The organism is Streptomyces rapamycinicus NRRL 5491 (genome assembly GCF_024298965.1).
In the GTDB taxonomy this organism is placed as follows: Bacteria; Actinomycetota; Actinomycetes; order Streptomycetales; family Streptomycetaceae; genus Streptomyces; species Streptomyces rapamycinicus.
This window is the reverse complement of record NZ_CP085193.1, coordinates 7,964,601-7,986,639: the sequence shown is the minus strand read 5'-3', so window position 1 is coordinate 7,986,639 and position 22,039 is coordinate 7,964,601. Positions and strand designations below refer to the sequence as shown.

Here is a 22,039-nt window from a genome sequence, read left to right as displayed (position 1 = left end):
TCCCTCCGCAACACCTCTGTCGTAATCCGCCTCCATCGTTGATCGTTGAGTCGTACGGAGACCGGGAGTCCGGGAGACCGAGACCGGGAGACGAGGGGGCGCACGCCGATGTCCATGAGCCGCCGAAGGCTGCTGGGTGCGGGTGGAGGGCTGGCCCTGACGGGCGCGCTCGCCGCCGCCTGTGGGTCCAACACCGGGCGGGACGGCGATGACCACGCCGGCCAGCCAGTGATCAAGCAGTGGTACCACCAGTACGGCGAGCCCGGCACCGAACAGGCCGTCAGGCGCTACGCCGACGCGTTCGAGAAGGCGAACGTCCAGGTGCAGTGGCGGCCGGGCAACTACGACCAGCAGACCGCCGCCGCGCTGCTCACCAAGTCCGGCCCGGACGTCTTCGAGGTCAACGGCCCGACGCTGGACCAGATCCAGGGCGGTCAGGTGGTCGACCTCACCGATCTCCTCAGCGAGGCCAAGGACGACTTCAACCCGGCCGTGCTCGCCCCGAAGACGTATCAGGGCAAGGTCTGGGCCGTTCCGCAGGTCATCGACACCCAGCTGCTCTACTACCGCAAGAGCATGCTCAAGGCCTCGGGGGTGGAGCCGCCGCGCAGCCTCGACGCGCTGATCGACGCGGCCAAGGAGCTGACCACCAAGGACGTCAAGGGGCTCTTCCTGGGCAATGACGGCGGCCCCGGCGTCCTCGGCGGCACCCCGCTCAACGCCGCCGGGCTCACGCTGGTCACCGAGGACGGCAAGGTCGGCTTCGACGATCCGGCCGCCGCCCGGACGCTCGGCAAGCTGCGTCAGCTCTACGCCGAGAAGTCGCTGCTGCTCGGCGCGCCCTCCGACTGGTCGGACCCGGCCGCGCTCACCCAGGGGCTCACCGCCATGCAGTGGTCCGGGCTGTGGGCGCTGCCGCAGGTGAAGAAGGCGCTGGGGGACGACTTCGGGGTGCTGCCGTTCCCCCAGGACGGGGCGCACGGCGCACCCGCGGTGCCGGTCGGCGCGTACGGGGCGGCGGTCAGCGCACGGGCCCAGGACAAGGCGGTGGCGAAGGCGTATGTGAAGTGGCTGTGGGTCGAACGTACCGACTACCAGGAGGACTTCGCGCTCCGCTACGGCTTCCACATCCCCGCCCGGATCTCGCTGGCCACGAAGGCGGCCAAGCTGCGGCAGGGCGCGGCCGGTGAGGCGGTGCGCTTCGTCACCGACCACGGCCATGCCGAGCCGCTGCTGTGGACCTCCGCGAGCCGGACGGCGTACCAGGACGCGCTGAGCCGGATCATCAAGGGCGGGGCCGATCCGGACGGCGAGCTGCGGTCGGTGGTCCGCAAGACCGAGGCGGAACTGCGGCGCGTGAAGAAGAAGAGCTGATGCGGGGGACGTGCGTCCGCGGGCTCCTGGGCCCGCAGAACCGCCATCTGTGGTTCTGGATATTCATCGGCCCGTTCGTGCTGGGGCTGACCCTCTTCACCTACGTCCCGCTGGCCTGGAGCGTCTACCTCAGCTTCTTCGACGCGCACAACACCGTCTCGCCCACGGACTTCGTCGGCCTCGACAACTACGCGGCGATGCTGGGCGACGACGCGTTCACCGACAGCCTGGTGACCTTCCTGGTCTTCACGGCGTTCATCGTCCCGGCCACCTATGCGCTCTCGCTCTCGCTGGCGCTGATGGTCAACCGGCTGCGCTGGGCGCAGGCGTTCTTCCGGTCGGTGTTCTTCCTGCCGGTGGCGTGCTCGTATGTGGTGGCGGCGCTGATCTGGAAGATGTCGATCTTCAACGGGGTGCGCTTCGGGCTGGCCAACACCGTGCTGGACTGGTTCGGCGCCGATCAGATCGCCTGGCTGTCGACCACGGACCCGCCCTGGTACTGGCTGGTCATCGTGACCGTACGGCTGTGGCTCCAGGCGGGGTTCTACATGGTGCTGTTCCTGGCCGGGCTGCAGCGCATCTCCCCGCGGCTGTACGAGGCGGCGGCCGTGGACGGGGCGCGGCCCGGCTGGCAGGTGTTCCGGCACATCACCTTTCCGCAGCTGCGGGCGACCTCGGTCGCTGTGGTGCTGCTGCTGGTGATCAACGCCTTCCAGGCGTTCGACGAGTTCTACAACCTGCTGTCGGACTCGCGCGGCTATCCGCCCTACGCCCGCCCGCCGCTGGTCTACCTCTACTACACGGCGCTGGGCCAGGGGCAGAACCTGGGCCTGGGCAGTGCGGGCGCGGTGATCCTGGCGCTGATCATCGCCGTGGTGACGGTGGTGCAGGCCCGCTGGTTCGGCCTGGGCCGGAAGGACGACTGATGCCCACTCCGCCGAAGTCGCGCGACGTCCGGGACGCCCTCGTCGGCGTGGGGCGCGCGGTGCGGCTGGTGCTGCTGCTCGCGCTCGCGCTGGTCTTCCTGATCCCGTTCTATCTGCTGGTGCGCAACGGTCTGTCGAGCGAGGCGGACATCACCTCGCCGGGGTGGACGTTCTTCCCGGGCGAGCTGCACTGGTCCAACGTCCGCGAGTTGTTCGACGACCCCAATGTGCCGATGGCGCACGCGCTGCTCAACTCCTCGCTGATCGCGGTCCTCACCACCGTGGGCACGCTGCTGCTGGCCTCGCTCGCCGGGTACGGCCTGGCGCGCATCCCGTACGCCTACGCCAATGTGGTCTTCTACTGGATCCTGGGCACCTTGATGGTCCCGGCGGCGGTCACCTTCGTGCCCAGCTTCGTGCTGGTCAGCTCGCTCGGCTGGGTGTCCACGCTGCGCGGTCTGGTGGTGCCCACGCTGTTCAGCGCGGTCGCGGCGTTCATCTTCCGCCAGTACTTCCTGGGCTTTCCCCGGGAGCTGGAGGACGCGGCGCGGGTGGACGGTCTTGGCTACTGGCGTACGTACTGGCGGGTCGTGGTGCCGAACTCCCGGCCGGTGTTCGCGGCGGTCGGCACGATCGTCTTCATCGGCGCCTGGAACTCCTTCCTGTGGCCGCTGGTCATCGGGCAGGACCGGGACGCGTGGACGGTGCAGGTGGCGCTGTCGACGTTCACCACCGCCCAGACCGTCAACCTCCATGAGCTGTTCATGGCGGCGGCGGTGTCGATCGTGCCGCTGCTGGTGGTCTTCCTCGTGCTCCAGCGCTATATCGTCACGGGCGTCGAGCGCACGGGCATCGACGACTGAGGCCGGTGTGACCGGCGTGGCCGTCGCGCTCACCTGGGGCAGAGCCGGGTGTTCCTCGCGATGAGCCGCGACCGGCTGCTGCCCGAGTGGTTCTCCCATGTCTCCTCTGCTGGGGCCGTCGGCACAGCAAGGTGGCCACCGGCGAACTGGCCGGCGGGGCCACGCCGGGGACGGCTGAGGACCACGACATGGCCGGGGGCCGGGAGGCCTCATCCGCGCCCTGACGGGCCCCGTCCGCTCGTGGCGACCGGCGGCAGCGCCGCCGGTACCCCGAAGACGCGCTCCCCCGGCGCCCCGCCCCGCAGCAGCGCCACCCCCAGCGGGGTCAGCGTGTGCAGTACGGCGCTGCCCTGGCGCAGGGTGTGCACCAGGCCCGCCTCGCGCAGCACAGTGGCGTGCTGGCTGGCCGAGGCCAGCGATACGCCCACCCTGCGGGCGAGTTCACTGGTCGTACAGCCGCCGCCGACCTCCAGCAGCACCGCCGAGCGGGTCTGCCCGACCAGCTTGCCGAGCGTCTGGGCGGACCCGGAACCGGACCTGGAACCGGAACCTGAACCGGGCCCGGGCCCCGACCCCGACGCGACGGCGGGCCGCTGCTCGGGGCGGGGCACCAGGCCGCACCGGGCGTGTTCGACGGGGTAGACCAGAACGGGCGTCAGATCCGGGTTCCGGAAGGCCACCGGCGTCCCCCGGCAGAAGAACGACGGCAGCAGCAACAACCCCCGCCCCCGCAGCCACAGATCGCGGTCCACCGGATAGTCGACCTCCAGCACGGGCGCCCGCCACCGCATCGTCGGCGGCAGCGAGGCCAGCAGCCCGTCGGCGCCCCCGTCCAGCAGGGCGCGGCCCCGGGCCACCCGGTCCGCCTCGATCCGGGCCTGGATATGCGGCCAGTACGGGGCAACGGCGGCCTGGTGGTAGGCACGCAGCGTGCTGATCAGCCGGTCCAGCGATCTTCGCTCGCCCTGCGCCAGATCCCGTATCCACCCCGGGAGCGCCCGGGCCGCCGGAAGTCCGGCCAGCTCCGCGTGCAAGCGCTCACCCGAGATGGCGCGCAGCGCGGACATCGCGGCATCGCAACCGATTACCCCTTCGGCGGGTGTCAGGAAGTCCGGGAAATAGCCGCGCGACGGAATGAGCGGCGCAAGCAGCCGCGCTTCGCCGTTGAGCCGGTTTCGCGCCTCGGAACGCCATTTCCCGTATACGGTCTCGGCCCGGTTCTCCCGCAGCCGATGGAAACTTAAAACGGTTTCCCAGAGCGCGTCCGGGCGGACCGCCATCCGCAGCCGGGCCAGATCGAGTTCACTGAAATGAACACGGAGCACCAGACCCCCACACGTGACATTGCGATCGCCCCCCGATCACCGATGAGTATGCACGCTGGCACGGTCAGTCACCACGCCCTTTTGGCCAGATGTGAAACGGGGAGCGGTACGGAGCCCGGAAGAGGAAAGCTGTTCCCCAGGAAAACCGGGGGCCACCGGGAAAAGACTTCCGAGGGCCGTCCGGAATTCAACAGGCGGTGCTCAGAGCCAGTTTGCTCGTTCCCGTGGGGGGTGACGAGTACGTTACGGCGACTGGGCACTTGTGTTGCCGCACGTAGCCGATGCGCGCGGCAACAGCTCCCGTGGGGGGAGTGAGAGGGGGCGGCACCTCCGCACAAGGTGCCGCCCCCTTTGAGATCCGGAGCCGATGCCGAGGGTGAGGGTGGGTGTTCCCGGCACCGACTCCGGTGGACTTATGGGCTCCGCCGCGTGGCAGGGGCGGGGAGGGGATCAGCCCGCCGCAGGCGTCACCATCCGCCGGCCCCCTACCGGCTACCGCCCATTCGCCGCCGCGCGGCCTGCTTCCAGGCGGGCCACGGGGATGCGGAACGGGGAGCAGGAGACGTAGTCCAGACCCACCTCGTGGAAGAAGTGGACGGACTCCGGGTCGCCGCCGTGCTCACCGCAGACCCCCAGTTTGAGGTCGGGGCGGGTGGCGCGGCCCGCCTGGGCGGCGTCGCGGACGAGGGAGCCGACGCCGTCCTTGTCGATGGTCTCGAAGGGGCTGACGCCGAAGATGCCCTTCTCCAGGTAGGCGGTGAAGAAGCTGGCCTCGACGTCGTCCCGGGAGAAGCCCCAGACGGTCTGGGTGAGGTCGTTGGTGCCGAAGGAGAAGAAGTCGGCGGATTCGGCGATCTGGGCGGCGGTCAGCGCGGCGCGCGGCAGTTCGATCATGGTGCCGAGGGTGAGCTTGAGGTCCACGCCCCGGGCCTGCTCGACCTCCGCGATGACCCGCTCGGCCTCCTCGCGGACGATCTCCAGCTCCTGGACCGTGCCGACCAGCGGAATCATGATCTCGGCCCGCGGGTCGCCCTTGGCGTTGCGGCGCTCGGCGGCGGCCTCGGCGATGGCCCGCACCTGCATGGCGAACAGCCCGGGGATGACCAGGCCCAGCCGTACGCCGCGCAGGCCCAGCATCGGGTTCTGCTCATGGAGCCGGTGTACGGCCTGGAGCAGCCGCAGGTCGTTCTCGTTGTGGTCCTTGCGGGACTCGGCGAGCGCGACGCGCACCGAAAGCTCGGTGATGTCGGGCAGGAACTCGTGCAGCGGCGGGTCGAGCAGCCGGACGGTGACCGGCAGTCCGTCCATCGCCTCGAAGAGCTCGACGAAGTCGTTCTTCTGGAGGGGCAGCAGCTCGCCCAGCGCCGTGTCCCGCTCCTCTTCGGTGTGGGCGAGGATCAGCCGCTCGACCTTCTCCCGGCGCTCGCCGAGGAACATGTGCTCGGTGCGGCAGAGCCCGATGCCCTGGGCGCCGAACCGGCGGGCGCGGGCGGCGTCCTCGGCGTTGTCCGCGTTGGCCCGTACGCGCAGCCTGCGTACTCGGTCCGCGTACGCCATGATCCGGTGGACCGCGCCGACCAGCTCGTCGGCGTCGTCGGCGCCCGCGTGCATCCGGCCCTCGAAGTACTCCACGACCGGCGAGGGCACGACGGGGACCTCGCCGAGGTAGACCTTGCCGGAGGAGCCGTCGATCGAGACGACGTCGCCCTCCTCGATGACCAGCTCCTCCTGGCCCGGCACGACCATGCGGCGCCGCTTGGTGTCGACTTCGAGCTCCTCGGCGCCGCACACACAGGTCTTGCCCATGCCACGGGCGACGACGGCGGCGTGTGAGGTCTTGCCGCCGCGCGAGGTCAGAATGCCCTCCGCGGCGATCATGCCGTCGAGGTCGTCGGGGTTGGTCTCGCGGCGGATGAGGATGACCTTCTCACCCGAGCGCGACCATTTGACGGCGGTGTACGAGTCGAAGACGGCCTTGCCGACGGCGGCGCCCGGGGACGCGGCGATGCCCCGGCCGATCTTCTGGACGGTGTCGCCGGAGGCCACCTCGTGGTCGAAGCGCGGGAACATCAGCTGCGCGAGCTGCGCCCCGTTGACCCGGCGCAGCGCCTCGGGCTCGTCGATCAGCCCCTGGTCGACCAGTTGGGTGGCGATCCGGAAGGCGGCCCCGGCGGTGCGCTTGCCGACGCGGGTCTGGAGCATCCACAGCTTGCCGCGCTCGATGGTGAACTCGATGTCGCACAGGTCCTTGTAGTGCGTTTCGAGGGTTTCCATGATCTGCATCAGCTGGTCGTAGGACCGCTGGTCGATCCGCTCGAGGTCGGCGAGGGGCACGGTGTTGCGGATGCCCGCGACCACGTCCTCGCCCTGGGCGTTCTGCAGGTAGTCGCCGTAGACGCCCTGGTGGCCGCTGGCCGGGTCGCGGGTGAAGGCGACGCCGGTGCCCGAGTCGGGGCCGAGGTTGCCGAAGACCATGGAGCAGATGTTGACCGCGGTGCCGAGGTCGTGGGGGATGCGCTCCTGGCGGCGGTAGAGCTTGGCGCGGTCGCCGTTCCAGGAGTCGAACACGGCTCGTACGGCGAGGTCCATCTGCTCGCGCGGCTCCTGCGGGAAGCCCCGGCCGGTCTCCTTGGCGACGATCTCCTTGAACTCGCCGACCAGCTTCTTGAGGTCGGCGGCGTCGAGGTCCACGTCGACGGTGACGCCCTTGGCGTGTTTGGCCTGCTCGATGGCCTCCTCGAAGAGGTCGCCGTCCACGCCGAGCACGGTCTTGCCGAACATCTGGATGAGCCGCCGGTAGGAGTCCCAGGCGAACCGGTCGTCACCCGCCTGCGCGGCGAGCCCGGCCACGGACTGGTCCGAGAGGCCGATGTTGAGGACGGTGTCCATCATCCCGGGCATCGAGAACTTGGCGCCGGACCGTACGGATACGAGGAGGGGGTCGTCCGCCTGGCCGAGCTTCTTGCCCATCTTCGCTTCGAGGGCGTCGAGGTGCGCACTCACCTCGTCGCGCAGGGCCGGGGGCTCCGCACCGCTGGCCAGGTAGACCTTGCAGGCCTCGGTGGTGATGGTGAAGCCCGGTGGCACCGGGAGACCGAGATTGGTCATCTCGGCGAGGTTGGCCCCCTTCCCGCCGAGCAAGTCCTTGAGATCCTTGTTGCCCTCGGTGAAGTCGTAAACGAACTTCTGCTGATCTTGTGTTTCCGGCACGGGACTCGATCTCCTCGGCTCGGCTGCCCTGACGGCGGGGAGCGTACCCAGATCAAAGGCCTCTGAGCAGGTCCACTCCACCGTCATACGGCTGTAACCACCCGCCTGCCACGTGTTCGAAAGTGCGGCGCCCGAACGAGACTCTTATGAGATGCCTTCAAGCCTCGAACACACACCCACCCTCCGCCCGTGATGGACGCTTGGAATTTCACTATACGTAACCGATGGTTCGAGGTGTCGAACATCAAGTGGGTGGCACTGAGTGCCACGCATTGGAGAGGTGGGCACAGCGGGATGCCACCGGTTCATCCCTCGGGTGCCGCTCATCTGAGCGTAGGCCCGATCAGAGTGGCGAGAATCACGCCTTGTCACGGCCCATTGTCTCGCCTTTTGGATACAACGAGAGGGGTCCCGCTCAGATGAGCGACACGCCGGGAGGGGTGGCCGACCACCTCCGCGGATGGCGAGGGGCAGCTCCTCCCCGGCCCCCGATACGGCCCCTCCCCGCATCAGGGGACCGGGCCCGCCGTTCCCCGCGAACGAATCGCGCCATATTTCAGGACGGCTGGTCGTCCCCGGACTCCCGCAACCCGGCGAGGGCCTCGCGGGTCCGCACGGTGCAGTTGTGCTCGTCGCCCAGGGCGCGCTCGCTGATCTCGAGCACGGCCCGCCATTCGGCCTCCGCCTCGTCGAGGCGGCCGAGGCCCTTGAGGGTGGTGCCGAGGTTGAACCGGGTCCAAAGAGTGCCGACGCCCTCCGGTCCCAGGACACGCCGCCGGGCCGCGAGCGTCTCCCGGATCTCCGTCTCGGCCTCGGCGAACCGGCCGTGCTTGTTGAGCACATTGCCCAGGCTGTGCCGGGCCACCAGCGTCTCCCTGGCCTCGGCCCCCACGGACCGGGTGCGGCCCTCGACCACTCGGCGGAACAGGGATTCGGACTCCTCGTAGCGCTCCTGGTCGCGCAGCAGGGCGGCCAGTTGGAAGACGGTCAGCAGGGCGCTCGGGTCGTCCGGACCCAGCACCCGGGCCTCCCCCTCCATGGTCAGGCGGTACTCCCGCTCGGCCTCCGCCACCCGCTCGACGCGCGTCAGGGCCCCGGCACGGCTGTATCGCGCCACCAGCGTCGCCTGGGCATCCGGTCCCGAGACGCGGATGCGGCCCTGGAGCACCTCGGTGTACTCCGCCAACGCCTCCTCATGTCGTCCGGCCCTCCCCAGGGCGGCCGCCAGCTGGTGCCGGGTGCTGAGGGTGTTGGGATGCTCGCCCCCGAGCACGGCGGTCTGCCGTTCCAGAAGGTCACGGAAAGCCGCCAGCGCCTCGTCGTGCCGCCCCTGGTCGTCCAGGACCAACGCGCGCGTCCGCAGCGCGGTGAACGACTCGTCGTGCCGCTCCCCGACGGCGGTGAACGACTCCGCCACCAGCGCGTCGGCCTCGGACTCCGCCTCCTCGTACCGCCGCAGTCCGCGCAGCCGGTCGACGCGGTTGCGACGCGCCCGGCGCACCCGCCAGTGGGTGGGGCTGAGGCCCGCCGATGTCCTGTTGACCAGATCGTGCCAGAGCGACTCCGCCTCTTCATCGCGGCGCCCGAGGTTCAGCAGGTCGCCGAGCGTGAAGAGCGCCGTCAACAGGGGCGAATCCACCTCCGACTCCGCCGACGCGGCGCACTCCTCGGCCGCCGCCCGCATCTCGGCCTCCGCCTCGTCGAGCCGGTCCAGCCGCCGCATCGCGGTCGACAGCCAGGCACGTGCGTTGACGGTGTCGAAATGCGTGGGCCCGTACAGTTCCCGCGCCATGGATACCGAGACCCGGATTTCCTCCTCGGCCTCCGCCACCCGCCCGAGGTCCAACAGCAGGCGCCCCCGCCGCAGATGCTTGGCCTCGGCATGCCTCCAGTGGTCGTCGTCCTCCCGGCGCTCCCACGCCTCGATCAGCGTGCGGCACTCCTCCTCCGCCGCCTCGGTCCGCTCGGCGTCGCTCAGCAGCTCGACGAGATAGCCGCGGGCGAAGAGCGTGTAGTCGTCCTCCGGGCCGTGCACCCTCCCCGAGATCGCCACCACCGCGCGCAGCTCGCGCTCCGCCTCGTCGTGCTCCCCGAGCTGGTTCAGGGTGATCGCCAAATGCCCACGGAGATTGCGGGATTCGAGGTCGTCCCGGGATCTGAGCCCCTCGATCTGCTCCCGCGCCGTCTCCCGCAGCTCGTCCGCGTACTCCGGCCAGCCGGCGTCGATGAGCTGCTTGGCCACGTCGGGCAGGACCCGCACGCCCCACCAGCCGGTCTCCTCGTTCCGCTCATCGGCTTCGGTCAGCATCCTGTCGACGTAGTCACGCACCGACTTCGGCAGCCCGTCGTCCGCCGCGATCCGCCGCACCACCGCGATCACCGGCGGCTGGACCTGCTCGGAGGTGTACGAGCGTGCCGGGAAGGCGGCCGGTACCACCGGCCGCAGCACGGGCTCCTCCCGCTCCGGCGGCTCCTCCTCCGCCGCGTCCTCCACCAGCCCGAGCCGCGACAGCAGCTCCGGTGACGCCGCCGCGAACGGGCGGGCCTCCTCGGCGACGCGGGAGTCCCCGTGGTCGCCGGAGAGCCGGGCGCGGAACTCGGGGCCACTTCCCTGGCGGTGCAGCAGGAACTCGGTGACCTGCGCCGCCGTCTCCAGCGCGTCCGACGTCCGGACCGCGTCCAGCAGCAGATCCGCGACACCGGGGTGGAACTCGAACTCCTCCGCGCTCCCCTCCCGTCTGCGCAGCAGCCCGCCCAGGAACACCTCGGCCAGCTGCGCCGGGTGGAAGCGCTCCCCACGGCCCCCGCCCGACTGGTGGATCAGCCGCATCACCGGCAGGGTCAGCGGATGGACCGTGGCCAGCGCCCCGGCCAGGCGCTGGGCCTCGGGCGAGGCGGCGCGGAAGCGACGCAGGCGCTCCCCGGCCGTCGGCTCGGGGACCTGGGCCGTGGCCCGCGCGGCCACCGGCTTCTCGGCGCCGTCCAGCAGCATCACCGGCAGCGGCTCACCGCCGCCACCGGTACCCGTGAGCGCCGCCCAGCTGCCCAGCTCGCCCTCGGCCAGCTCCAGCACGGGCACCGGTGTCATGCCGTCGTACGACACCAGGCCGCGCGGCAGCACCGGATGGCGCACCGTCAGCGCGCGGCCGGGCGCCCCCTCACGGCCGCCCGCGTCGACCAGCAGCCGCTGGGTGGGCATACCGCGCTCCGGCCACATCCGCGCGGGCAGCGGCTGGAGCACCGCCACCGGCGAGTGGCGGGCCCAGCGGCGCAGCAGCCGCGGAATCGCGCCACCGCGCCACCCCGGGCCCACTCCGTCCGAGAGGACCAGCATCACGGTGCGCCCTGAGGTGTCGGTGAGCTGGCGGGCGGTGCGGCGCGGGGCGCCGGGGGCGTACGGGCGCGCCCTGAGCACCGGTCGGTCCTGGTGGGAGCTGTCCAGGCCGTAGGTCCGTACGGAGCGGAAGGCGCCCTGCCGCTCCAGCAGTCCGCGCACCTCGGCGGCGAGCTGCTGCCACAGCGCCATCGACGGGCCGTCGTCCACGATGAGCGCGACGCTCAGCCAGCGCTCCGGGCGGGGGCGCAGCACCACGTCCGGCAGACCGGTCTCGGCGATCCACTCGGCGGTGGCGGTCTCGTCGACGCGGAAGGACGTGCGGGACGGCACACTGCGCCGCAGCGGCCGCAGCGCGCGGGACAGCCGGCGTGTCCCGGGGAGCGCCCGGACGCCCCGGAGGCCGACGGCCCGGGCCGGGCGTGCCGCGGCGGGGCGGGCCGCACCGGGGGCGTAGAGCCCGGCGGGGACGAGGGGTCCTGGCTCGGGTCCGCCGGGGGTGAGTGCCCCGGGGGGCTGCCGCTGGGCGCCCTTCGCCTCGTCCTCGCCGTCGGCCGCGCCGGCGGCGGGAGCGGCGGAACGCCTGGACGGCGGCGGTTCGTCGCCGTCCCCTTCGCCCCGCGCCGGGGCGGTGGTGGCGGCGAACCACAGGACGTCGCGCAGCTCCACCTCGGAGAGCTCGACCCCCGCGTCCTCCAGCAGGGCACACAGCCGCTCGATCATTGCGCGTCGACTTCGTTCAGCGAGCGGAAGAGCTTGTCGAGGACGTCCTGGTCGACCCGCACCCCGGAGGAGCGCAGCCGGACCGCGTTGAGCAGCTGGTCGGTGGCCAGCTCCCGCTCGTTGCGCCGGGACACGAAGTCCGCGATCAGCTCCTGGGCCCGCGCGCCGATCTCCTCGCCCAGATGCATGGTGACGATTCTCTGGAGCTGCGCCTCGTCGGGCTGCTTGAGGTCGAGCCGGACGCAGCGGCGCAGAAACGCCGGGGGGAACTCGCGCTCGCCGTTGCTGGTGATGACGACGACGGGGAAGACGGAGCAGCTGACCCAGCCGCTGGTGATCCCGGCCTTCTCCCGGGAGCCCGCGTACTGCACCTGGACCGTCCTCCCCTCCCCCAGCCGGGCCAGCTCCGGAATCTCGAACTCGCCCTCCTCGAAGACCGTGAGGAGGTCATTGGGCAGGTCGACATCGCCCTTGTCGAGCTCGTCCACGAGCAGCACCCGGGGCTTGTCGGCGGGGAGCAGCGCGGTGCCGAGCGCGCCGAGCCGCAGATAGTCGCCGATGTCCGGCTCGGTCCCGGCACTCTCGTCGGCGCGCCGCTTGAGGGAGGCTTCGCGCAGCCTGCCCACGGCGTCGTACGAGTACAGGCCCTCGGTGAGCGTGGAGCGGCTGTTGACCGGCCAGTGCAGCACCTCGCCCAGCATCAGCTCGCGGGCGATGGCGTGGGCCAGGGTCGACTTGCCGGTGCCGGGGCGTCCGGTGACCAGCAGCGGGCGGTGCAGATGCAGCGCCATGTTGACGACGTCGCGGTCCTCGTCGGAGATCAGATACGGCAGCGGCCGCTCCTTGTCCCGGCGCCGCGCGTCATCGCCGAAGCGCCGCCACGGCGGGGCGGAGGGCCAGGTCTCCACCTGGTGGGGCCGGGTGTCGCCGCCCTGGAAGAGCCTCCAGTCCTGTGCCATCTTCTTCGTCTCTCCTCAGGGTGCGGACAGGTCGAGTTGGTCGGGGAGCGGGCGGTGCGGATCGTCCCACAGGAGGGCCATATGGCTGCCGTGGTGGCTCTTGTAGGGGTCGCTGTCGGAGCGGAGTTCACGCAGCCGCTGGGGTAGGGAGCGCAGGGGCCGCTCCGCGCCGAGCAGCTCGCGTATCTCGTCCTCCGCTATGGACGGTTCCGCCTCGCCGTGCCATATGAGGACGGGTACCCCGCCGAACAGACAGGCGTTGAAGAGGTCCGCACGGGCCCGCGAGGGGGTGGTCGTCAGCGCGCCGGGTGTGTCCATGGACTGCTGGACGACGCGGTACACCTCACCGCAGTCCATATGGCCCGGCAGCCAGCGCAGCTCCTGGGTGCCGGCGGTGCCGACCCGGCTCCAGCGGCGCTTCCACAGATCGTGGCGCTGGGGTTCGCGGAATTCGGTGCAGCGCATGACGACCGGATAGTCCGTGCCCAGGTGGCGCTTGACCGGCTGGGCGAACTGCCATTGGTGTACGGCCAGTTCGAGGTCGGTGGCGGAGACGAAGAACTCCACCAGGGTGTCCGGGGTGTAGATCTGGGCGCTCAGCAGGGCTTCGAGGCCGCCCCGTATCTCGTCCAGGGAGGCGGGGGTGTCCACCTTGGCCAGGGCGTGCACGTCCTCGCCGCGCCGCGCCCACACCTCGTACCTGCGCCGCTGTCCGGGCCCGCTGGACGGGTGGAGCCGGATCTGGATGCTCCCCCGGCTGCCGCCGGGAGGTCCCCCTTGGTCCTCGGCGAGCCCGGCCGCCTTGACGGCCTCGGCGTACTCGGTGGCCTCGCCGCGCCGCTCCATCAGCTGGCCCTTGAGCCCCAGCCGTTCGGCGCACCCCAGCGACCAGGCGCGCAGATCGGCGGCGACCGGCCCGTCGTCGACGGCCGCGAAGCGCTCCACGACCCTGAGCAGTTGGGGAAGGCGGTCCGGTTTGGGCAGCAGTTCCTCCAGCGCGTCGGCGAGCCGGGCCGGATCGTGGAACGGCAGATCGGCCAGGCCGAACAGCGCCCGGCCCTCCTCGGCGAGGTCGCACCGCCCCCGCTGCCCCAGCCGCTCCAGCAGCCCGGCCAGCTCCGCGTACTCGGCGCGGGTCAGCCACTGGTTCTGCAGGACGTGGCACGCCTTGCGGATCTCCGTGCGGACCGGGGTCCGGGCGCTGAGCTCCGCGAGGAGGGTGACGGTGCCGTGCGGGTTCTCCAGCGCCCAGTCGACCAGCTCCTCGGCCGAGGGAGGCGTCGTGTCCGGCGGGTCGGTGGTGAACAGCTCGCAGAGCCCGACGACGACCTCCCCCGCACGACCGGGCTGCGCCCCCAGCAGCGCGCCGATCGCGTGGATCAGCTTGCCGCGCTCCCGCCGCTGCTGCTCGTCCAGCGGCGATGGGGGCGGGCCGAGCGGGATGTCCTCACCGTTCCCGTGTCCCCTGCTGATGTGCACGGTCGGGAACTGGCGCAGGCCCTCTTCCCGGCCCAGCCGCGTGAATTCGTCCTGGACCCCCTGCCACACCCGGTCGAGGTCCGGCGCCGCGCCGCCGGCGGAGGCCGCCTCGAGCTGCCGTAACAGCACGGAGGTGAACAGGCCCGCGCCCTGCTGGTTCTTGGACACCGCCCCGGGCTGGCAGGCGCGCATCCAGTAGATATCGCGGTCCTTGTTGATCACCGGCTTCCTGGTGAGCCACTCCGGGTCGGCGACCATCGTGTGGGTGCGGAGCGGAAGGGCCTGCCAGCAGGCGTCGATGATCACCGTGACCCGGCCCACGCCCCGCTTCGGCAGATGGTCGGTGCGCAGCAGCGTCATCAGGTTCAGCGCGTCGAGACCCCGCATGTCCCGGTCCCGGGTCTCCGGGTACAGCAGGCTCCAGCGGCCTCCCGGGGCCTGTACGCCGTGTCCCGCCCAGTAGATCCACAGCCGGTCCGCGTCGAGGGAGCTCAGCTCCTCCATGAAGACCTTACGGATGACGTGGCCGTCCGCCTGGCGGTAGTCGCGGTCCGCCGCTTCCACGGCGGACTTGTTCCCTTCCGTGGGCGAGGCCAGCAGACGGATGTTCTCCGCCGGCACGCCGAGCCCGGTCAGCCAGGTCCGCATCGCGAGCGCGTCGTTCACCGGACCGTCGAGGTTCCAGTCGTCGCTGCCGCTGTACTGCTCGACCGCCACGATCACGGCGTGGGTGCGGCGCCAGTCGCCCACCGCTGTCACTTCGGCAGCTCCGGGGCCAGCAGGTCGTACAGCCGCTGGTGGGCGAAGTACGAGGTGTGGGCGCGCGGGAAGGGCTGGCGGGTGTTGACGCGCAGATCGGTGACCCGGCCGGGGAAGACCTTCTCCCCGACGAAGCCGAGCAGATCCCGCTCGTCGTAGACGTTGATCCAGCGGGGGAAGGCGGCGGGCAGCGGTTCGTCGCGGCGCAGCGCGGTGAGCGCGTCCAGCTCGTAGAGGAACGGCGCCTGGGAGCCGACCGTCACCAGCAGCTCCACCCCGGCGGGCGGATCGGGCTCGGCGAGCAGATCGACACAGGCGATGCCGCCGAGGCTGTGGGCGAGCAGCACCACCGGGCCGTTCCCCGATTCGACCGCGTCGCGCGCCGCCGCCCGGATCGCGTCCCGCACTCCGGCGCCGCGCACCTGGTAGCGGAGGATGTCGCCACTGGCCGGGACGGAGCCCCTGGTGATGCCACCACGGAAGGTGTGGGCCAGTGCGGAGAGCGGCGAGAGGTAGGAGTTGAGCGCCCGTACGGCGACGCCCTTCGCGGCACCGGCGACGAATCCGCTCCGGTCGGTGCCGCCCAGCTGATCGCTGAGCGCGCCGACGACCGTGTCGCGGTCGGCGCCGTCCACCGCGAGCGGCTCGTCGTCGCCGTACGGGCCCTCGGCGCGCTGGACGGCCAGCGCGTACACGGCGCGGGCCGCGATGGGCTCGATGCCGTCGGCGGCCGAGGTGCCGCCCAGGCTGCCGGAGATCTCGTCGGCCACGCGGCCGGCGGCCGCGTCGAGATGCGGCACGAGATCCGCGATCAGCCGCGGCAGGCTGCCACCGGACTCCTCCGCCTCGGGCGCCACCGGCTCCAGCGTCAGCCCGCGCACCTTGTCGGCGACGGTCTCCCAGGGGTCGACGCGGCCGGGCGCGAAGCCCGTCTCCTCGCCGCCGTCATGCGCCGCCTGCGCGAACTCCCGCAGCTCAGCGAGCGGATCGACCTCCAGCAGCGCCCATACGGCCAGCGGATCGTCCTCGTCCAGCGCGCCGTCACCGCCGACGCCGCGGTTCTTCGTACGCACCGGGAGCGACGCCCCGCCGAGCCCCAGCGAGGCTCCGTGCTCCTCGCCCCAGAAACAGCGGGCGACCCTGATCTCGGCTCTCACCCGCCCCAGGCCGCTCACGACCCGCGCGAAGCTCTTCTCGTACGACTTGGCCCGGACCCCCGTGCCGTGGACGAAGACGACGCTTGTCACCGATCCCCCCAGATCGTCCAGATCCCACCGCGACCACGAGCCCATCACTTTAACCGGTGATGACCCCATGTGACCCCCGGACTACCGGGCCCGCGGCCGCCCCACCCGGCTTATGCCCCTTACCCGCCTTACGCCCCGGTCTACCCGCCTTACGCCCCGCTCTACCCGGCTCAGCCGCCCGAGGTGTCGAGCTCCGCGTCCGCGCCGACACCCGCGAGGTCGTACGGGTCGTCCAGCCAGCCGTCGGGCAGCACCACGCGGTTGCGGCCGGAGGTGCGGCCGCGCGGGCCGTCCGCGCCGGGGGGCCACTTCTGGTCCAGGTCCAGCTCGGCCAGCAGGGCGTCCAGTTCGGCGAGGGACGAGGTGATCGCCAGCCGCTTGCGCATCTCCGAGCCCACCGAGAAGCCCTTGGTGTACCAGGCGACGTGCTTACGGAAGTCGATCACGCCGCGCTCCTCGTCCTCCAGCCACTCGGCGAGCAGCTCGGCGTGGCGGCGCATCACGGCCGCGACCTCCTTGAGCGTCGGCCGCGCGTACCCCGACGCGCCGGGGCCGGGCACCGACACCCCGTCGCCGGGCTCGAACGCGGCCACCAGGTCGCCGAAGAGCCACGGCCGCCCCAGGCAGCCGCGCCCCACGACCACGCCGTCACAGCCCGTCCGCCGCATCATCCGGACCGCGTCGTCGGCGGACCAGATGTCGCCGTTGCCCAGCACCGGGATCTCGGGGACGGCCTCCTTCAGGCGGGCGATCGCCTCCCAGTCGGCGGTGCCGCCGTAGTGCTGGGCCGCGGTGCGGCCGTGCAGTGCGATCGCGGTCACGCCCTCCTCGACGGCGATCCGGCCCGCGTCGAGATAGGTGATGTGGTCGTCGTCGATGCCCTTGCGCATCTTCATGGTCACCGGCAGCGGGCCCGCCGCGGTCACGGCCTCGCGCAGGATCGAGCGCAGCAGATGCCGCTTGTACGGGAGCGCCGAGCCGCCGCCCTTACGGGTCACCTTGGGCACCGGGCAGCCGAAGTTGAGGTCGATGTGGTCGGCGAGGTCCTCGTCCACGATCATCTGGACGGCCTTGCCGACGGTCACCGGATCCACCCCGTACAGCTGGATGGAGCGCGGCTTCTCGGTGCCGTCGAAGTGGATCAGCCGCATCGTCTTGGCGTCCCGCTCCACCAGCGCCCGGGTGGTGATCATCTCGCTGACGAACAACCCCTTGCCGCCGGAGAACTCCCTGCACAGGGTGCGGAACGGAGCGTTGGTGATCCCGGCCATCGGTGCCAGAACGACCGGCGGCTGGACCGTATGGGGTCCGATCCGCAGCTGCGTCCGCTCCGTGTGCGGCGTCTGCGGCGATTGCGTCATGGGATCAGCTTCCTCGTGCGTACTACGGTGGGAGGGCGGGGCCGATCTCTTATTGTCCCGCACCCGCGAGAGGGATCGACAGGGCGGTGATGACCGCCGCACCGACGGTATCGATGTAGCGTTCAACCATGCGTGAGCTCAGCCATCGGCGGCGCATGCTTGTGCTGGCGATTTGCTGCATGAGTCTGCTGCTCGTCAGCCTCGACAACACGGTTCTCAATGTCGCGCTGCCCTCGATACGGAGTGATCTGCACGCCTCCGTCTCGGGAATGCAGTGGACCATCGACGCCTACACCCTGGTCCTCGCCGCCCTGCTGATGCTCTCGGGGTCGACGGCCGACCGGGTGGGGCGCAAACGCACCTTCCAGACCGGGCTGGTGATCTTCACCCTCGGATCGGGGCTGTGCAGCCTGGCGCCCAACCTGGAAGCGCTGGTGATCTTCCGCATGGTGCAGGCGATCGGCGGTTCGATGCTCAACCCCGTCGCCATGTCGATCATCACCAACGTCTTCACCGAGCCCAGGGAGCGGGCCCGCGCCATCGGGGCCTGGGGCGGGGTCGTCGGCATCAGCATGGCGGCCGGGCCGATCGTGGGCGGGCTGCTCGTGGAGTCCGTCGGCTGGCGCTCGATCTTCTGGATAAACCTTCCGGTCGGGCTCGCGGCGCTGCTCCTCACCGCCCGATACGTCCCCGAGTCGCGTGCCCCCAAGCCGCGCCGGGCCGACCCCATCGGCCAACTGCTGGTCATCGCGGTGCTGGGCACCCTCACCTACGCGATCATCGAGGCGCCGGACCGCGGCTGGGACTCGCCACTGATCGCCACCTGCGCGGGGATCGCCGCCCTGGGGCTGCTCACGCTGATCCACTACGAGCGGCGGCGCGCGGAACCGCTGATCGATGTGCGGTTCTTCCACAGCGCGCCGTTCAGCGGGGCGACGGTCGTCGCGGTGTGCGCTTTCGCGGCGCTCGGCGGCTACCTCTTCATGAACACGCTCTATCTCCAGGACGTGCGCGGGCTCAACGCGCTGCACGCCGGGCTGTGGATGCTGCCCATGGCGTTCATGTGCTTCGTCTGCGCCCCGCTGTCCGGACGGCTGGTCGGCGCCCGCGGGCCACGGCCGTCGATGCTGGTGGCCGGGGTGGCCATAACGGCCAGCGGGGTCCTGTTCGCCGTCTTCGACGCCCAGGCCAGCGATGTGGGGCTGCTGATCGGCTATGTGCTGTTCGGCCTCGGCTTCGGCATGGTCAACGCGCCCATCACCAATACGGCGGTCTCCGGCATGCCCCGCACCCAGGCCGGGGTCGCCGCGGCCGTCGCCTCCACCAGCCGGCAGGTGGGCCAGTCGCTCGGCGTCGCGGTCATCGGCGCGGTGCTGGCGGCGGGCGCCGCGTCGGCGGCGGCGGGCGGAATGGGACACGCCGCCTCGCCCGCGGCCGCCGCGGCATTCGTCGACGCGGCCCGCCCCGCGTGGTGGATCATCGCCGCCTGTGGCGCCGTCATCCTGCTGCTGGGTCTGGTGACCACGGGCCACTGGGCCGAGAAGACGACCCGGCACGCGGCCGCGCTGTTCGAGGAGGGCAAGCCGACGGGGCAGACCTCGGCGAGCGCCAAGGCGTAGTCGGCCGCGGGGGGGGCCACCCGGCGTACGGTGCCGCCTACGGCGGGCTGTCCCCTCCCCGCCCCTTCCCGAAACCGGGGCTCCGCCCCAGCCCCCGGGCCGGACGACCCGAACGTGCGCGGGCGCCCGCCGCACCCGGTGGGCCGACCACGGTCGGCCCACCGGCGCAGCCCTCCACGGCGACGGCCCACTCGCCGTACCCCGGAGTCCACGGAACGGACGGAGCCCCGGGTTACGGAGTCTGGGGGCGAAGCCCCGGGTAACGGGTCCAGGGGCGAAGCCTCTGGTTACGGGAAGGGGCGGGGAGGGGAAAAAGCCGCCCCGCCGGACGCCCCCGGACTCGGCGGATCAGACCGTCGCCGGGGACGCCTCCGCCGTCGCCGCCTCCTCCGCGAGCGCCAGCGCATGCAGCCGCTCCAGCCGCTCCTGCGTCTCCACGTCCGCCGGGGTGTACGTGAGCAGCTTGGAGCCCTGCTGGGGGCCGGTCCACAGGCTGGTGGAGGCCAGCCGGAGGATGCCCACCCGCGACTGGCGGTAGACCTTGATCTTGTCGCCGGGCCGGATCACCTCATGCCGGGCCCAGATCTCCCGGAACTCCGGCGAGGCCTCCTCCAGCCGCTTCACGATCGCCTTCCAGGCGGGCTCGGCCACATGCTCGGCCATGACGGCGCGGAACTTGGCCGCCATCAGCCGGATCGTCTCGTCCCGGTCCACCAGGCTGGAGCGCCACTCGTCGTTGGTGAAGGCCAGCCACAGGCAGTTGCGGTCTTCCGGCGCCACCTGGTCCAGGTCGCACATCAGCAGCCGGTAGCTGCGGTTGTAGGCGAGCAGGTCGAAGCGGCTGTTCTGGACGCAGGCGGGGAACGGCTCGAGCCGCTCCAGCATGAGCTGCAGTGACTGCGGGATGCCCGTGCACTCGCTCGCCGGGGTCGGGTCGATGGCCCCCGCGAGGGCGAACAGGTGGGCGCGCTCGCTGCGGTCCAGGAGCAGCGCGCGGGCGATGGCGTCGAGGACCTGCGCCGAGACGTGGATGTCGCGGGCCTGCTCCAGCCAGGTGTACCAGGTCACGCCGACGGCCGAGAGCTGCGCGACCTCCTCGCGGCGCAGCCCGGGGGTGCGCCGGCGGCGGCCCCGGGGCAGCCCCACCTGTTCGGGCGTGATCCGCTCCCGGCGGCTGCGCAGGAACGCGGCCAGTTCGCCCCGCCGTATCTCGGCCCCCGCGCTCCGGCTCTCGGCCGTGGCTCCGGTCGTCACGTCCTGCACCATCGTGGTCATGGCTCCAGGGTGCCTGAGGGCTCAGCCGGTTGCCAGGTAGTTCTTGTACCAGGATAAAGACACTCTGGTACCAGCCTGAGCGACGCGGGATCTTCGTAAGCGTGACCGAAACGCAGATATCCACGATACGAACGAGAACCGCCGCCCCGGGCACGACGACGACCCCCGGGCGGACCCACACCTCCGCCGGACCCGCGCTGAGCCCCCTCGGGCTGTTCACCGTGTTGCTGGGCGCGGCGCTGCCGCTGATCGACTTCTTCATCGTCAATGTGGCCCTGCCCACCATGGACCACGACCTCCACGCCGGTCCGGCCGTACTGGAGCTGGTCGTCGCCGGATACGGCGTGGCGTACGCGGTGCTGCTGGTCCTCGGCGGGCGGCTGGGCGACACCTTCGGGCGGCGCCGGCTCTTCCTCGCCGGGATGGCGGCCTTCGGGCTGACCTCGCTGGCCTGCGGCCTCGCGCCGGACGCCTGGAGCCTGGTGGGCGCCCGGGTGGCGCAGGGCGCCTCGGCCGCGCTGATGCTTCCGCAGGTGCTGGCCACGATCCACTCCTCGACCAGCGGTTCGCGCCGCGCCCGCGCGCTCAGCATGTACGGCGCGACGGCCGGTCTGTCCATGGTCGCGGGGCAGATCCTGGGCGGTGTACTGGTGGCCGCGGACATCGCGGGCACCGGGTGGCGCGCGGTCTTCCTGGTCAATGTGCCGGTCGCGCTGATCGGCCTGGTTCTCGCGGTCCGTACGGTCCCCGAGACCCGCTCGAAGCGGCCCGCGCCGGTGGACGTGCCGGGCACGGTACTGCTGGCGCTGTCGCTGATCACGCTGATGGTGCCGCTGACCGAGGGGCGGGCGGCGGGCTGGCCGCTGTGGACCTGGCTGGGTCTTGGCGCGTTCCCGTTCGTGGCCGCCGCGTTCTACGTCGTGGAACGGCGCGCGGACCGCGCGGGGAAGACGCCGCTGCTGCCGCCGAGCCTGTTCGCCCTGCCCGGGCTGCGGCGCGGGCTGGCGATGGTGGTGCCGTTCTCGATCGGCTTCGGCGGCTTCATGTTCGTCATCGCGGTCGCGCTGCAGCAGGGGCTGCGGTACGGGCCGGTGGAGGCCGGGCTGGCGCTGGCGCCGATGGCTACGACGTTCTTCGTGGCCTCGCTGATGGGGCCGCGTCTGGTGGGCCGGTACGGCAGCCGTGTGGTGACCGCGGGCGGGCTGATCCAGGCGGTGGGCATCACGCTGCTGATGCTGGCCGTATGGCGGGACTGGCCGGATCTGTCGCTGGCCGGGCTGCTGCCGGGGGTCGCGCTGGCCGGGTTCGGGCAGGGGCTGCAGCTTCCGGTGCTGATCCGGATCGTGCTGGCCGATGTGCCGAACGAGCGGGCCGGGGTGGGGAGCGGCGTGATGGTCACCACCCAGCAGTCGGCGCTGGCGCTGGGCGTGGCGACGCTCGGCACGCTCTTCCTGTCCCTGGGGCCGTCGGCGGGCATGGGTGACGCGCTGGTCATCACGCTCGCGGCCCAGCTGGGGGCGATCGCGCTGACCGTGCTGATGAGCCTGCGGCTGCCGCGCAAGGTGTCGTAAGGAGCTCGCGGAAC

The 22,039-nt window shown here is 71.5% G+C and carries 13 protein-coding genes; 5 read left to right on the top strand and 8 right to left on the bottom strand.

The features are described from left to right. Positions 1–108: 108 nt before the first annotated feature. The 3 genes from LIV37_RS33235 to LIV37_RS33225 are packed head-to-tail and all read left to right on the top strand — an operon-like array spanning position 109 to position 3,163. Positions 109–1,374: an ABC transporter substrate-binding protein gene (locus LIV37_RS33235; protein ID WP_020871471.1), complete on the top strand. Its 1,266-nt coding sequence runs from the start codon at positions 109–111 to the stop codon at positions 1,372–1,374. After that, positions 1,374–2,300, top strand: a complete 927-nt coding sequence (locus tag LIV37_RS33230; RefSeq protein ID WP_020871470.1) for a carbohydrate ABC transporter permease — start codon at positions 1,374–1,376, stop codon at positions 2,298–2,300. The genes LIV37_RS33235 and LIV37_RS33230 overlap by 1 nt, the downstream gene beginning before the upstream one ends. Further along, on the top strand, positions 2,300–3,163 hold the full coding sequence (locus LIV37_RS33225) for a carbohydrate ABC transporter permease (protein WP_020871468.1): 864 nt from the start codon (positions 2,300–2,302) through the stop codon (positions 3,161–3,163). Before LIV37_RS33230 ends, LIV37_RS33225 begins: the two co-directional genes overlap by 1 nt. A gap of 209 nt (positions 3,164–3,372) precedes the next feature. On the opposite strand, the gene LIV37_RS33220 is transcribed toward LIV37_RS33225, so the two are convergent. The 7 genes from LIV37_RS33220 to dusB all read right to left on the bottom strand — a co-directional run bounded on the left by LIV37_RS33220 (position 3,373) and on the right by dusB (position 17,560). Further along, complete coding sequence (locus tag LIV37_RS33220; protein WP_020871467.1) at positions 3,373–4,488, bottom strand: ArsR/SmtB family transcription factor; 1,116 nt, start codon at positions 4,486–4,488, stop codon at positions 3,373–3,375. 492 nt (positions 4,489–4,980) lie between these two features. Continuing rightward, complete coding sequence (gene ppdK, locus LIV37_RS33215) at positions 4,981–7,698, bottom strand: pyruvate, phosphate dikinase (protein ID WP_020871466.1); 2,718 nt, start codon at positions 7,696–7,698, stop codon at positions 4,981–4,983. 556 nt (positions 7,699–8,254) lie between these two features. Next, a complete protein-coding gene (locus LIV37_RS33210) occupies positions 8,255–11,755 on the bottom strand; it encodes a tetratricopeptide repeat protein (RefSeq protein WP_121824217.1) in 3,501 nt (1,166 codons plus the stop codon). Beyond that, positions 11,752–12,714: an AAA family ATPase gene (locus LIV37_RS33205; RefSeq protein WP_020871465.1), complete on the bottom strand. Its 963-nt coding sequence runs from the start codon at positions 12,712–12,714 to the stop codon at positions 11,752–11,754. Before LIV37_RS33205 ends, LIV37_RS33210 begins: the two co-directional genes overlap by 4 nt. A 15-nt stretch (positions 12,715–12,729) precedes the next feature. After that, positions 12,730–14,952 (bottom strand): VMAP-C domain-containing protein, encoded by a 2,223-nt coding sequence (locus tag LIV37_RS33200; protein ID WP_020871464.1) that lies wholly within the window; start codon positions 14,950–14,952, stop codon positions 12,730–12,732. Further along, complete coding sequence (locus tag LIV37_RS33195) at positions 14,949–16,199, bottom strand: lipase family protein (RefSeq protein ID WP_121825123.1); 1,251 nt, start codon at positions 16,197–16,199, stop codon at positions 14,949–14,951. The genes LIV37_RS33200 and LIV37_RS33195 overlap by 4 nt, the downstream gene beginning before the upstream one ends. A gap of 170 nt (positions 16,200–16,369) precedes the next feature. Then, positions 16,370–17,560 (bottom strand): tRNA dihydrouridine synthase DusB, encoded by a 1,191-nt coding sequence (dusB, locus tag LIV37_RS33190; protein ID WP_020871462.1) that lies wholly within the window; start codon positions 17,558–17,560, stop codon positions 16,370–16,372. Positions 17,561–17,688: 128 nt separating this feature from the next. Here dusB and LIV37_RS33185 point away from each other — a divergent pair, with 128 nt between their 5' ends. After that, positions 17,689–19,179, top strand: coding sequence for an MFS transporter (locus LIV37_RS33185; RefSeq protein WP_121824218.1), 1,491 nt, complete (start codon positions 17,689–17,691; stop codon positions 19,177–19,179). Positions 19,180–19,527: 348 nt separating this feature from the next. Here the strand turns inward: LIV37_RS33185 and LIV37_RS33180 are convergent, their stop codons facing one another. Next, positions 19,528–20,445 carry a helix-turn-helix transcriptional regulator gene (locus tag LIV37_RS33180; protein ID WP_121825124.1) on the bottom strand — a complete coding sequence of 306 codons (918 nt, stop codon included), beginning with the start codon at positions 20,443–20,445 and terminating at the stop codon, positions 19,528–19,530. A 110-nt stretch (positions 20,446–20,555) separates the two neighbouring features. On the opposite strand from LIV37_RS33180, the gene LIV37_RS33175 reads away from it, so the two are divergent. Beyond that, positions 20,556–22,025: an MFS transporter gene (locus LIV37_RS33175; RefSeq protein ID WP_020871459.1), complete on the top strand. Its 1,470-nt coding sequence runs from the start codon at positions 20,556–20,558 to the stop codon at positions 22,023–22,025. Positions 22,026–22,039 lie beyond the last annotated feature (14 nt).